General features: G+C 65.5%; 8 protein-coding genes. 6 read left to right on the top strand and 2 right to left on the bottom strand.

The genetic code is table 11. The features are described 5' to 3' along the window. Nucleotides 1-12 precede the first annotated feature (12 nt). Nucleotides 13-996, top strand: coding sequence for an agmatine deiminase family protein (locus HG250_RS05765; protein ID WP_170003591.1), 984 nt, complete (start codon nucleotides 13-15; stop codon nucleotides 994-996). On the opposite strand, the gene thrS is transcribed toward HG250_RS05765, so the two are convergent. Further along, nucleotides 993-3023, bottom strand: a complete 2031-nt coding sequence (gene thrS / locus HG250_RS05760) for a threonine--tRNA ligase (protein ID WP_170003588.1) — start codon at nucleotides 3021-3023, stop codon at nucleotides 993-995. The two genes, HG250_RS05765 and thrS, sit on opposite strands and share 4 nt — an antisense overlap. 181 nt (nucleotides 3024-3204) lie before the next feature. On the opposite strand from thrS, the gene HG250_RS05755 reads away from it, so the two are divergent. From HG250_RS05755 to HG250_RS05735, 5 genes are all read left to right on the top strand, one after another. Continuing rightward, nucleotides 3205-3993 carry an alpha/beta hydrolase gene (locus HG250_RS05755; protein WP_170003585.1) on the top strand — a complete coding sequence of 263 codons (789 nt, stop codon included), beginning with the start codon at nucleotides 3205-3207 and terminating at the stop codon, nucleotides 3991-3993. Further along, on the top strand, nucleotides 3984-4838 hold the full coding sequence (locus HG250_RS05750) for a tetratricopeptide repeat protein (RefSeq protein WP_170003582.1): 855 nt from the start codon (nucleotides 3984-3986) through the stop codon (nucleotides 4836-4838). Before HG250_RS05755 ends, HG250_RS05750 begins: the two co-directional genes overlap by 10 nt. Next, nucleotides 4835-5818 carry an LLM class flavin-dependent oxidoreductase gene (locus HG250_RS05745; RefSeq protein WP_170003579.1) on the top strand — a complete coding sequence of 328 codons (984 nt, stop codon included), beginning with the start codon at nucleotides 4835-4837 and terminating at the stop codon, nucleotides 5816-5818. The genes HG250_RS05750 and HG250_RS05745 overlap by 4 nt, the downstream gene beginning before the upstream one ends. Nucleotides 5819-5971: 153 nt before the next feature. Further along, nucleotides 5972-10726, top strand: coding sequence for an NAD-glutamate dehydrogenase domain-containing protein (locus HG250_RS05740; RefSeq protein WP_170003576.1), 4755 nt, complete (start codon nucleotides 5972-5974; stop codon nucleotides 10724-10726). Nucleotides 10727-10844: 118 nt separating this feature from the next. Continuing rightward, complete coding sequence (locus HG250_RS05735) at nucleotides 10845-12092, top strand: NAD(P)/FAD-dependent oxidoreductase (RefSeq protein ID WP_170003573.1); 1248 nt, start codon at nucleotides 10845-10847, stop codon at nucleotides 12090-12092. Here HG250_RS05735 and queG read toward each other — a convergent pair. Then, nucleotides 12076-13146: a tRNA epoxyqueuosine(34) reductase QueG gene (gene queG / locus HG250_RS05730; RefSeq protein ID WP_240956930.1), complete on the bottom strand. Its 1071-nt coding sequence runs from the start codon at nucleotides 13144-13146 to the stop codon at nucleotides 12076-12078. The two genes, HG250_RS05735 and queG, sit on opposite strands and share 17 nt — an antisense overlap. Between the last annotated feature and the right edge of the window lie 5 nt (nucleotides 13147-13151).

Here is a 13151-nt window from a genome sequence, read left to right as displayed (position 1 = left end):
CGAATCGATCCGATGCGTGTGACCATGCCGCCCGAATGGGCACCGCAGGACTGGCTGTGGATCGGTTTCCCGCATGCGGCGGAAGAATGGCCCGGTCATCTCTCCCGCGCGCAGGAACAGATCGCTGCCTTCGCCAATGCGGTTGCGGAAAGCGGCCAGCAGGTTCGCCTGCTGGTCCGCGATGCCGCGAACGAGGCGCATGCCCGCACTCTGGTAACCGGCGGGGTTACGCTGGAGCGGCGGGAATTCGGCGATATCTGGCTGCGCGATACTGGTCCGCTGGTGGTGCAATCGGGCGACACGCGGCAGGCGCGGCGTTTCGGCTTCAACGGCTGGGGCGAGAAATACCGGATGCCGGGCGATGAAACGATCGGCGCAGAACTGGCGAGCGACGCCGGATTGCCGCTGGCGACAGCCGACTGGATTCTGGAAGGGGGCGCGGTGGACGGGGACGGCACCGGCCTGGTCGTCACGACCGAACAATGCCTGCTGAACCCCAATCGCAACCCTTCGCTCAGCCGCGCGGACATCGAGGCGCGGCTGGCGCGCGACCTCGGCTTCAACCGTGTCCTCTGGCTGGGCGACGGGCTGATCAACGACCATACCGACGGGCATGTCGACAATCTCGCCCGCTTCGTCGCCGCCAATACGCTGTGCCTGCCGCGCGCGGCCGGGCCGGACGATCCGAATGCTGCGATCTATGCCGATGCAAGGGAACGTGCCGAGGCATTCGGGGTCAAGCTGCGCGAGATACCGTCGCCGGGCCTGATTACGCGCGGCGACATGGTGGAGCCCGCAAGTTACGCCAATTTCGCCATCACCAGCAAGCTGGTCGTGGTGCCGACCTTCGGCAGCCAGCACGATGCTGACGGCATCGCCGCAATTGGCGAATTGTTCCCCGACCGCGCCACCATCGGCCTGCCCGCCGATGCCGTGCTGGCCGGCGGCGGCGGTTTCCACTGCGCCAGCCAGCAGATGCCGGCCTCCGCCAGCTAGGCGTTTGCCTGCCTGCGCCGGTCCGGCGGCGCTGCTCCTTCGGTCAGCATGGCGACGGCGTCGTCCAGTGACATGACCCGCTGGTTCTTTTCGCCCAGCGTGCGGATGGCGACGGTGCCTTCCTCGGCCTCGCGCTTGCCGATGACGAGCAGATGCGGAACCTTGGCGAGGCTGTGTTCGCGGACCTTGTAGTTGATTTTCTCGTTACGAAGATCGCTTTCCACGCGCAGCCCGGCGGCGACCAGCCGGTCCATGACCTCACCGGCATAATCGTCGGCATCGGACACGATCGTCGCCACCACCGCCTGCACCGGGGCGAGCCACAGCGGCAGCTTGCCGGCGTAATGTTCGATCAGGATGCCGATGAAGCGTTCGTAACTGCCGAAGATCGCCCGGTGCAGCATGACCGGGCGGTGCTTGCCCCCATCCTCGCCCACATAAGTCGCGTCCAGCCGTTCGGGCAGCACCCGGTCCGACTGGATGGTGCCGACCTGCCAGGTGCGGCCGATGGCGTCGGTCAGGTGCCACTCCAGCTTCGGCGCATAAAACGCGCCTTCGCCCGGTAGTTCCTCCCAGCCATATTCCTCCGTCGCCATGCCTGCCTCGCGCACGGCGTTGCGAAGCTCCTCTTCCGCCTTGTCCCAATCGGCATCGGAGCCGAAGCGCTGTTCGGGCCGGGTCGCCAGCTTGATCGAATAGCCTGCAAAGCCGAGTTCGCGATAGATTCGGTCGGCCAGTTCGCAGAATTTGCGAACCTCGGCCACGACCTGATCTTCCGTGCAGAAGATATGCGCATCGTCCTGCGTGAACTGGCGCACCCGCATCAGCCCGTGCAGCGCGCCGTGGGGTTCGTTACGGTGGCAGCAGCCCATCTCGCCCAGCCGGATCGGCAGGTCGCGATAGGAGGTGATGCCCTGTTTGAAGACCAGCACATGGGCCGGGCAGTTCATCGGCTTCAGCGCCATCCATTGCGCGTCGTCAGACACCAGCGCGCCCTCATCCGTGCTATTCGGCACCTCGTCCGGGATGACGAACATGTTCTCGCGATATTTGCCCCAATGGCCGGATTGCTCCCACTGGCGCGCATCCATGACCTGCGGCGTCTTGATCTCCTGATAGCCGCCGCCATCCATCGCCCGCCGCATGTAAGCCTCCAGCTCGCGCCAGATCTTGTAGCCGTTGGGATGCCAGAAGACGCTGCCATGCGCTTCTTCCTGAAGGTGAAACAGGTCCATCTCGCGGCCCAGCTTGCGGTGGTCGCGCTTGGCCGCTTCCTCCAGCCGCTCCATGTGCTGGGCGAGCTGCTTCCTGTTCAGCCAGCCCGTGCCATAGATGCGGCTGAGCATCGCGTTCGACTGGTCGCCGCGCCAGTAAGCGCCGGAAACGCGCGTCAGGGCGAAGGCCTGCGGATCGAGCTTGCCGGTGCTGGCGAGATGCGGTCCGCGGCAGAGGTCGAGCCAGGTATCCTCCGCGCCGATCGGGCCGGAGTGATAGACAGTCAGCGGTTCGCCTTCGGGCAGTTCGGCGGCCCATTCGGCCTTGAAGCTTTCGCCCTGTTCGCGGAACCAGGCAATCAGCCGGTCGCGGTCCCATTCCTCGCGGATCAGCGGCTTGTCGGCAGCGATGATCGCGCGCATCCGCTCCTCGATCACCGGCAGATCCTCTTCGGTGAAAGGGCCGCGTTCGGCGGAGGGCGCGAAATCGTAATAGAAGCCGTCGTCGGTCGCGGGGCCGAAAGTGATCTGCGTATCGGGCCATAATTGCTGCACCGCTTCGGCCAGTACATGCGCGTAATCGTGGCGGGCAAGCTCCAGCGCTTCCGCCTCGTCACGCGTGGTGAGCAGCGCCAGCTGCGCGTCGCCTTCGAAGGGGCGCATGATGTCGCGCACCTCGCCATCGACGCGGGCGGCGATGGCGGCCTTGGCAAGGCCCGGTCCGATTGCGGCGGCAATATCGGCAGGCGTGCTGCCCGGCTCCACTTCGCGCACCGAACCGTCGGGCAGGCTGATTTTCAGTAGTTCCGTCATGGCAATTTCTCTCATTCGCCGGATCGACCGGTCCGCAGCCCGGCCTAATGGCACAGGCGGCAGCAGGCCGGAAGGCCGGGTACAGGCTATAATCATGCAAAGCAGGAGATGCCAGCCATGCGAAAGGCTGCATGGGCGCACAGCCTTGCAAGCCGCCAGCCGCAGGCCCATCTCGCACATCATGCAGGACATTGCCCAATTCGCCATGCCCGATGGGCGCCGCATTGCCTATCGCCACACACCGCCCGCCATGGGCGACATGCGGCCGACGCTGGTGTTCCTGCCCGGCTATATGTCGGACATGGACGGCGGCAAGGCGACGGCGCTGTTCGCTCATGCGAAGGCGCAGGGGCGCGGTTGCCTGCTGCTCGATTATTCAGGGTGCGGCAGCAGCGACGGCGACTTTGCCGATGGCACGCTCACCCGGTGGCAGGACGAGGTGCTGACGCTGATTGCTGCGCGGGTGAGCGGAGGCGTTACTCTCGTCGGCTCCAGCATGGGCGGTTGGCTGATGCTGCTGGTTGCGCGCGGCCTGCGGTCAGGAGGTAACCGCCTTGCCGGGATGGTAGGCATCGCCGCCGCGCCGGATTTCTCCGACTGGGGCTTCGACGCCGATCAAAAAGCGCAGCTTCGCAGGAGCGAGACCGTGCTGGAGGACAATCCCTACGGCCCCGAACCGACGCCCACTCACGCCGCGTTCTGGCAGGATGCAGTGGGTCACGAATTGCTCGGCAGCACGATCCCGCTGGATTGCCCCGTCCGCCTGCTGCACGGTCAGCGTGATGCCGACGTGCCGTGGCAGATCAGCCTCCGCCTTGCCGATGCGCTGGGTTCGGACGACATACAGGTTACGCTGGTCAAACAGGCGGACCACCGCATGTCGAGAGACGAGGATATCGCGCTGCTCCTGCGCGTGATCGACGACCTCGACCCTTCCGCGCAATCGACGAAAGGTCCGCCATGTCCCTGATGCTGCTGTCGCCACTCGCCATTCTGACGATGCAGGCCGCCCCCTTCGAACTGCCCATCCAGCCTCTGCCGATCCCCCGGCGGGATCGCACGGAGCAAATCGCGCAACCCACCGAAGACGCCGCATCGCGGCGGCTGGCGACGTGCCTTGCCACGATCGCCAGCGGCGATATCGCCGAAGGGCTTGGCCAGTCTCGGGCGTGGGCCGCGCAGGAACCCGGCCTTGCTGAGGCCCGGCATTGTCTGGGTGTCGCGCTTAGCCAGTCCGGCGATTACCCGGCCGCGCGCCGGGCCTTCGAGGCGGCACGATCTTCAGCCGAACCGACCAACGCCGCCGCGCTCGCCCGCTATGGTGCTCTTGCCGGCAACAGCGCGCTGGCGGCTGGCGACACCGACGCCGCTCTCGCCCTGCTCTCGGGCGCCGAGGCGGACGCACTCGCCGCCCAGCGCCCCGACATGGCCGCCGAGATCGCCATCGACCGCGCTGTTGCCCTGCTTGCCGCAGGACGCAAGGCGGAAGCTGCATCGGCGCTGCAATATGCGCGCGAAACCAATGCGGAGGATGGACAAGCCTGGCTGCTGTCGGCCACCCTCTCGCGCCGGATGAACGATCTGGAACGGGCGCAGATACAGATCGAACGCGCCGCCGCCCTGATGCCCCGCGACCCTGCCACCGCGCTGGAGGCCGGCACCATCGCCATCCTTTCGGGGCGAGAGGATGCCGCGCGCAAGAGCTGGCAATCCGCCATCGATCTTGCCCCCCAAAGCGAGGAGGCGGAGACAGCCCGCACCTATCTTGCGCAGCTCGCGCCCGCTTCCGATATTTCGACACAGGATACGCCATGACCGAATTTTCCGTTCTCGACCTCGTGCCGGTGCGCGAAGGCGGCACCTTGGGCGCCGCCTTCAGCGAAGCGGCGGATTTCGCGCAGGCGGCGGAAAGGGCCGGCTGCAAACGCTTCTGGGTGGCCGAACATCACGGCATGAACGGCATCGCGGGCGGGGCGACGGCGGTGGTGCTGGCGCATATCGGCCATGCCACCAGCACCATCCGCATCGGTTCGGGCGGGATCATGCTGCCCAATCACAACCCTTTCGTGATAGCCGAACAATTCGGCACTCTGGATGCCCTGTTCCCCGGCCGGGTTGATTGTGGGCTGGGCCGCGCACCGGGTGCCGATGGCCGCATCGCCCACGCCCTGCGCAAGGATCCCCGTGCCGCTGCCGAAAACTTCCCGCAGGATGTAGTGGAACTGCGGAGCCTGTTCGCAGGTGACAGCGCCCTGCCCATCCGCCCCACGCCCGGCCATGGCGCCAATGTCGAGATGTGGATGCTGGGCTCCAGCCTGTTCGGCGCGCAACTGGCGGCGCAGCTGGGCATGCCCTACGCCTTTGCCAGCCACTTCGCGCCCGATCACCTCGATGCGGCGCTTGAACTCTACCGCCGCAATTTCCGCCCTTCCGAAGCCTGCGAGAAACCGCATGCAATGGCGGCGATGACCCTGTTCGCCGCGCCGACCGAGGAGGAAGCGGAACTGCTGGCGTCGTCCCAGCAGCAGAGCTTCGTCCGGCTGCGCACGGGAAATCCGGGCCAGTTGCCGCCGCCGATTGCGGATTACCGTGCCAGCCTGCCGATGCAGGCGCAGATGATGCTGGATCACCTGTCGCAGGCCAGCGCCATCGGCACGCCGGATATGGTGCGCGACAAGGTGCATGCCTTCATCCGGCGCACCAGGGCGGACGAGATCGTCTTCTCCGGCGCAACCTTCGATCCCGCCGCGCGCACGCGCTCGCTGGAGCTTGCCATGGATGCGCTCGCCGCCTGAGCGCGGCCCCGAACCGTAACGTCATGCGGTTCAGAAATTGTCGGCCCGAGTGGTTGCGAGGCGTGCGGCATCGTCCTATTCCGGGCTGCGAATATTGCTGCATAGTGCGGCAAGATTATAACATGGCCCGCCGCCGGGCCACCGGAGAGACCCGTGGGTGCCAACAAGTCGCATGATGCCGCAACCGATATTCTCGTCGACGGACTGACGGAGCGAATCTGCGATTCCCTTCTCTCCGGCGATACGCCATTTGCACGCGAGCGGGTTGAGGAAGCGGCCCGTTTCATCATCGACACGGCCCTGACGCGCAAGGCCGGCGAACCTGCGCTGTGCCTGGCGACCGCAAGCGACGACCGCCGCTTCATGCGGATCGCCGTCGTCAATGACGATATGCCTTTCCTCGTCGATTCCGTCGCCGCCGCCATCGCGGCGCAGGGACTTGCCATCGACCGGCTGGTTCATCCCGTCGTGCCGGTAGAGCGCGATGCCGGCGGCCAGCTGATCGGCATCGGGTCGGAGCAATCAAGCGCGGCTGACGACCGCCCACGCGAATCGATGATCTATATCGAAACGCCGCGCGTGGATGCCCGCCAGCGGCGCGAACTGGAGGCGGCGCTTCAGGTGACGCTTGCCGACGTGCGCGCAGCGGTTGGCGACTGGAGCGACATGCGCGCCCGGATGCTGGACGATGCGCGTCATATCGCCGCTGCCGATGCGGAAGGCGCGGCGCTGCTGGAATGGCTGGAAAGCGGGATGATAACCCTGCTCGGCCATCTGACGCGGTTCCGCGACGGCACCGCCGCCGATGCCATGGGCATCTGCCGCAAAAGCGTGTCGCAGATCTTGGCCGACCAATCCTACGACCGCGCCTTCGCCTGGTTCGACAATCCGGCGAATGCCTCGGCCCGCCTCCCCCTGATCGTGAAGGCCAACCGGGTCAGCAAGGTGCATCGCCGCGTGCCGCTGGATCTGTTCATCGTGCCCATCCGCGGCGACGGTGCGAATGGAAAGGTCACCGCCCTGTCCATTCACGCGGGCGTATGGACCAGTGCCGGGCTTGCCGCTGCGCCGTCGCAGGTGCCGCGCATGCGCGACCAGTTGCAGGGCCTGCTCAGCGACCTGGGATTCTCCACCGCGGGTCATGCGGGCAAATCGCTGATCCATGCGCTGACCTCCCTGCCGCACGATCTGGTCATCGGTTTCTCGGACAGCGACATCGAACGGGTCGCGACCACTATGATGAGCCTGGTGGATCGCCCGCGCCCCCGCCTCGCTCTGGTCGAAGCGCCGCTCTCGCGCCATCTTTTCGCCTTCGTCTGGCTGCCGCGCGACATGCTGTCGACGCAGGTGCGCTTGCAGATCCTGCAATTACTGGAAGAAGGCGCGGAAGCCGAATTGCTGGACTGGAGCCTGCAGGTCGAGGGCGGCAATCTCGCCATGCTCCGCTTCGTACTCGACATTCGCGATGGCGATACGCCGCCTGATGAAGATGCGCTGGAAGAACGGCTGCAGGCGATGCTGCGCGGCTGGGGCGAGGCTGTGGAGGGCGAATTGGCGGCAGCGGGCGAGGCTGGCCGCGCCGCCGCGATTGCCGGCCGTTTCGCCGAAGCTTTCCCGCAAAGTTACCGGGTGGAATATGGCGCGGCAGAAGCCGCGCGCGACATCGAACGCTTGCGCCGCCTCAGCCTCCTGGAAACAGAAGAGGCCCATACGCCGCGCCGCGATACGCGCCTCTACAGCCTCGACACCGATCCGCATGACCGTCTGCGGCTGAAAATCTACGAATATGAAGGCAGCCTGCCGCTGAGCGATGCGGTCCCGGCGCTGGAGAACTTCGGCTTCCGCGTCCTGGGCGAAATACCGACCGTGCTGGACGGCGGCACGCTGGGAACGATCCACGATTTCATGGTGGAACTGCCGGAAGGAGTCGAGGTCGGCCCCATTCTCGAACGCTCGAGCGCCATCGAGGAAGCCATCGCCGCAGTGCTGAACGGCAATGCGGAGGATGACAGTTTCAACCGGCTGGTAGTGGGCACCGGCCTGTCTGCAGCCGAGGCGGAATGGATGCGTGCCTTCTATCGTTACTTGCGGCAGGCAGGCATGAGCTTCACCATCTATACGGTGGTGGATGCGCTGCGCCTTGCGCCGAAGATCACCCGGGCGCTGATCGACCTGTTCGTCGCCCGTCACGATCCGGCTTTTGCCGGAGATCGGGAAGAAGCGTCCGAACGCCACCGCGAAGCGATCCGCCGCGGCCTGATCGATGTGACCGCGATCAATGACGACCGCCTGCTGCGCCTGTATAATGCATTGATCGACGCCATCCTGCGGACCAATGCCTTCGCCCCGGCAGCGGAGGAAGCGCTCGGATTAAAGATCGATTCCGCCATGTTGCCGATCCTGCCCAAGCCGGTGCCATGGCGCGAGATCTTCGTCTATTCGCGCCGGGTGGAGGGTATTCATTTGCGCGCCGGGGCCGTGGCGCGCGGCGGCATCCGCTGGTCGGACCGCCGCGACGATTTTCGCACAGAAGTCCTCGGCCTGTTGAAGGCGCAGCGGGTAAAGAATGCCGTTATCGTGCCCACCGGCGCCAAGGGCGGGTTCTATCCCAAGCAGCTTCCCGACCCCGGACGCGACCGCGAAGGTTGGGCGGCAGAGGGGCAGGCTGCTTACGAAGTGTTCATCCGCACCTTGCTGTCGATTACCGACAATATCGTGGACGATGAAGTCGTTCATCCTCGCGACGTGGTGATCCACGATGGAAAAGATCCCTATTTCGTCGTTGCGGCAGACAAGGGCACCGCACGCTTTTCCGACATCGCCAACGCCATTGCAGAAGGACGCGATTTCTGGCTGGACGATGCCTTCGCCAGCGGCGGATCGCAAGGATACGATCACAAGGCGATGGGCATTACGGCTCGCGGGGCGTGGATGTCCGTGCAGCGGCACTTCCGCGAAATGGGCGTGGACGTGCAGAACGATGTCATCCGCGTGGTTGGCTGCGGCGACATGTCGGGTGACGTGTTCGGCAATGGCATGCTGCTGTCGAAGACGCTGAAGCTGGTCGCGGCATTCGACCATCGCCACATCTTCATCGATCCCGACCCCGATCCCGCCAGAAGCTGGCAGGAACGCAGCCGCCTGTTCAACCTGCCCCGATCAAGCTGGGAAGATTATGACGAAAGCCTGATTTCCAGGGGCGGCGGCGTCTTTTCGCGCAAGCGCAAGACGATCGAACTGCCGGAAGAAGCGCGCCGCGTGCTGGGCGTGGAGCAGAGCGAGATCGATCCCGAATCGCTGATTTCCGCCATTCTCAAGGCACCTGTCGACCTTCTCTGGTTCGGCGGCATCGGCACTTACATCAAGGCTTCCACCGAAAATAACGTCGATGTCGGCGATCCTGCCAACGATGCCCTGCGGGTCGACGGGCGCGAATTGCGCACGCGGGTCATCGGCGAAGGAGCCAATCTTGGTGTCACGCAGGCCGGGCGGATCGAATTCGCCCTGTCCGGCGGTGCCGAAGCTGGGCGCATCAACACCGATTTCATCGACAATTCCGCCGGTGTCGACTGTTCCGATAACGAGGTGAACATCAAGATCGCGCTGGCCGCTGCCTGCCGGTCGGGCGAACTCGATCTGGAAGATCGCAACCAGCTGCTCGTCAGCATGACGGACGAGGTTGCCGCCCTCGTGCTGGAGGACAATCGCCTGCAGGCGCTGGCGCTCTCCATCGCCCGGATCGGCGGCGCGCAATCCACGGCCGCGCATCTGCGCCTGATCGAAACGCTGGAGGATCGCGGCGCGCTGGACCGGCGGACCGAAGGGCTGGCCGACAATGAAACCCTCACCCGCCGCGCGGCGGACGGGAGCGGTCTTACCCGCCCGGAACTGGCGGTGCTGCTGTCCTCCACCAAGCTCGTCCTGCAGGACGCGATCGAACAGAGCGATCTGTCGCAGGATGCCTTCCTCGAAGGCAATCTGCTGCGCAGCTTCCCTGAACCGATGCGCGAGGCCTATCGCCCGCAGATCGAGGGGCATCGGCTGCGGACCGAAATCATCGCGACCGATCTTGCGAACCGGATGATCAACCGCCTCGGCCTGGTCCATCCCTTCGAACTGGCCGAGGAAGAGGGCGCGACGCTGGCGCAGGTCGCGTCGGCCTTCGTCTGCGCGGAACGGCTGTTCTCGATCTCGGACATCTGGCGGGCGCTGGATGACACGGAGATGCCCGAAACTGCCCGGCTGATGCTGTTCGACCGGGTCGCGACCGCGATGCGCAGCCAGATGGCCGATCTGCTGCGCGCAGGAGCGGGAATCGCACCGCCCTCGCAAGTCGTGGCAGCCCTCGATGCCGGGATCGAACAGCTTGCGGAAGGCACTTCGACCCTGCTGGCTGCCGAATCGCGCCAGCAATCGGCCAGGATGCGGGCGGAACTGGTGCAGCATGGTGCCCCGGAGCCATTGGCAGCGCGGGTCGCGCATATGTTCGACATGGACGGTGCCGTTGGCCTCGTTAGCCTGGCCCGCGATACCGGGATCGACGTGCGGCGCCTGACGCAGGCCTTTACCGATCTCGGCGGCCGGCTGGGGCTGGACTGGGCGCAGGTCACCGCGACGCTGATGACCCCTTCCGATGTCTGGGAACGGCTGCTGGTGTCAGGCCTGGCCCGTGATTTCCAGCAGATGCGGCTCGAGTTCCTGCGCCGCCTGGCCATCGGCGGCTACCCTGAAGAAGCCGAACGCGACGACATGGACCCGGTTGGCATGGTGAAGCGGTGGGCCAGCGAACATGCCGAGGCGATCGACCAGTTCCGCTCCGTCATCGCAAGAGCGCAGAAGCAGGCACCTGTCGCGCCATCGATGCTGGCGCAGATCGCCAGTCAGGCGCGTAATCTGCTCGGCCGGTAGATGCTTCGATGCGTGTCGCGGAGGGGGCCGAGAAGATCCGCCGCGACACGCAGGATCTTCAACCAACGGTGGCACTGCGGCTTGACGCGTCACCTCCATCTGCGCCAGTCCGGATCGCATGGAATTTGCAGATGTCATAATCGTGGGTACCGGTCACGGCGGCGCGCAGGCAGCCATAGCCCTGCGGCAGGCAGGCCACGACGGTTCGATCATGATGATCGGACGCGAGAGCGATCCGCCCTACGAACGCCCGCCCCTGTCCAAGGATTACCTCAGCGGCGACAAGCCGTTCGAACGCATCTACATCCGCCCGCCCGCCTTCTGGGCCGAGCGGAACATCGCGCTGCGCCTTGAAATTGCCGTGACCGAGGTGGACTGGATGGACCACCGCGTCACCCTGTCCAACGGTTCGCGCATCGGCTATCGCAAACTGATCTGGGCCGCCGGGGGCGACCCGCGCCGCCTGTCCTGCACGGGCGCGGATCTGGACGGGGTCCATTCGGTCCGCAACCGAGCGGATGTCGACCGGATGAAGGCCGAACTCAGCGCGGGCGCGAAGCGGGTTGTCGTCGTCGGCGGCGGCTATATCGGGCTGGAGGCTGCCGCTGTCCTGCGCAAGCTGGGCTGTGATGTCGTGCTGCTGGAAGCCATGCCGCGCCTGTTGGCGCGCGTTGCAGGCGAGGATCTCAGCCGGTTCTACCTGGCGGAACACCGCGCGAATGGCGTTGATATACGCCTGGAGACAACGGTCGACTGCATCGAAGGGACGAAAAGTGCAGACGGATCGGACCGCCAGCGCGTGAAAGGCGTCAAGCTGCACGATGGCAGCACGGTCCCCTGCGACATGGTGGTGGTCGGCATCGGCATCGTGCCATCCATTGGCCCGCTGATCGTCGCCGGGGCCGCCGGTGCGAACGGCGTGGACGTGGACGAATATTGCCGCACTACGCTGGACGACATTTACGCCATCGGCGATTGCGCGGCGCATGCCAATCCCTTCGCCGACAATGCCGTAATCCGGCTGGAATCCGTGCAGAACGCGCATGACATGGCCAGCGTGGCGGCAAAGGCGATCATGGGCGACAAGCAACCCTATGCCGCCTTCCCCTGGTTCTGGTCGAACCAGTATGATCTGCGCCTGCAGACCGCGGGCCTGTCGCTCGACCATGACGAGACAGTGCTGCGCGGCGATCCCGCGACTCGCAAGTTCTCCGTCATCTACCTCAAGGAAGGCCGGGTCATCGCGCTCGATTGCGTGAACAATGTGAAGGATTACGCGCAGGGGCGGAAACTGGTGGAAGCCCGCATTTCGCCCGACCGGGGCGTGCTGGCCGACCCGGAAATCCCGCTCAAATCGCTGCTGTAAGCCGCTCTGCCGCCCAGCTTGCGGCCTCCGCGACGACCGAATCCGCATCCGCCATCAGGGTGCTGACGCGCGCCAGCAGCGACACATCGCCGCTGTTCCCGGCAGCGATCAGGCAATTCCGCACGAAGCGATCCCTGCCGATGCGCTTGATGGGCGATCCGGAGAACAATTGCCGAAATCCCGCATCGTCTAGTTCGAGCAAATCGGCCAGCGCCGGGGCCGCCAGTTCCGCTCGGGGAAGAAAGGCTTTATGGCGCGCCGCGAGATCGGCGAATTTGTTCCATGGGCAGACGGCCAGGCAATCGTCGCAGCCATAGATGCGGTTACCCATGGCCTCGCGGAATTCCAGCGGTATCGGGCCCTTGTGCTCGATGGTGAGGTAAGAGATGCACCGCCGCGCATCCAGCCGGTAGGGCTGCGGGAAGGCATCGGTGGGGCAGGCGTCCTGACAGGCGCGGCAAGACCCGCAACGGTCCGGATGGTGCGTATCGGGCGTGAAGGGCACCGTGCAATAGATCGCCCCCAAAAACAGCCAGCTGCCATGGGTGCGGCTGACCAGATTGGTATGTTTGCCCTGCCAGCCGATGCCCGCAGCTTCGCCCAGCGGTTTTTCCATGACCGGCGCGGTATCGACGAAGACCTTCAGCTCGGCATCCGGCAAGCCGCGCCGCGCAGCCTCCGCCACCAGCCAGCGGGCGAGCGCCTTCAGCGCTTTCTTTACGGTGTCGTGGTAGTCGCCGCCTTGCGCATAGGTGGAAATGCGCGCGATCTGCCCCTCCTCCGCCAGAGCGAGCGGGTCGCCCTTCGGAGCATAACTCATGCCCAGCGCCAGGACGCTGGCCGCACCCGGCCACATGGATTGCGGCCCGCAGCGCACATCGGCGCGGGCTTCCATCCACTCCATCGACCCATGATGCCCCGCAGCAAGCCATTCCTGCAGGCGGCGGGTTCGCAGCGGATCGTCGGTCGCCGGAGCGAAGCCGATGGTGGCGAAGCCCAGCCGTCCCGCTTCCTTCCGCAGATCCGCCTGCATTTCAGCGATTTTCGTCGCCATTCGGG

The organism is Pseudopontixanthobacter vadosimaris, from assembly GCF_012979275.1.
In the GTDB taxonomy this organism is placed as follows: domain Bacteria; phylum Pseudomonadota; class Alphaproteobacteria; order Sphingomonadales; family Sphingomonadaceae; genus Pseudopontixanthobacter; species Pseudopontixanthobacter vadosimaris.
Note: the sequence above shows the minus strand (reverse complement) of the source record. Positions and strands in the feature narration are given on the sequence as shown.

Coding starts and splice junctions, on each gene's coding strand:
- thrS (WP_170003588.1), bottom strand. CDS start 3,023: ATGACGGAACTACTGAAAATCAGCCTGCCCGACGGTTCGGTGCGCGAA.
- HG250_RS05765 (WP_170003591.1), top strand. CDS start 13: ATGCGTGTGACCATGCCGCCCGAATGGGCACCGCAGGACTGGCTGTGG.
- HG250_RS05735 (WP_170003573.1), top strand. CDS start 10,845: ATGGAATTTGCAGATGTCATAATCGTGGGTACCGGTCACGGCGGCGCG.
- HG250_RS05755 (WP_170003585.1), top strand. CDS start 3,205: ATGCAGGACATTGCCCAATTCGCCATGCCCGATGGGCGCCGCATTGCC.
- queG (WP_240956930.1), bottom strand. CDS start 13,146: ATGGCGACGAAAATCGCTGAAATGCAGGCGGATCTGCGGAAGGAAGCG.
- HG250_RS05745 (WP_170003579.1), top strand. CDS start 4,835: ATGACCGAATTTTCCGTTCTCGACCTCGTGCCGGTGCGCGAAGGCGGC.
- HG250_RS05750 (WP_170003582.1), top strand. CDS start 3,984: ATGTCCCTGATGCTGCTGTCGCCACTCGCCATTCTGACGATGCAGGCC.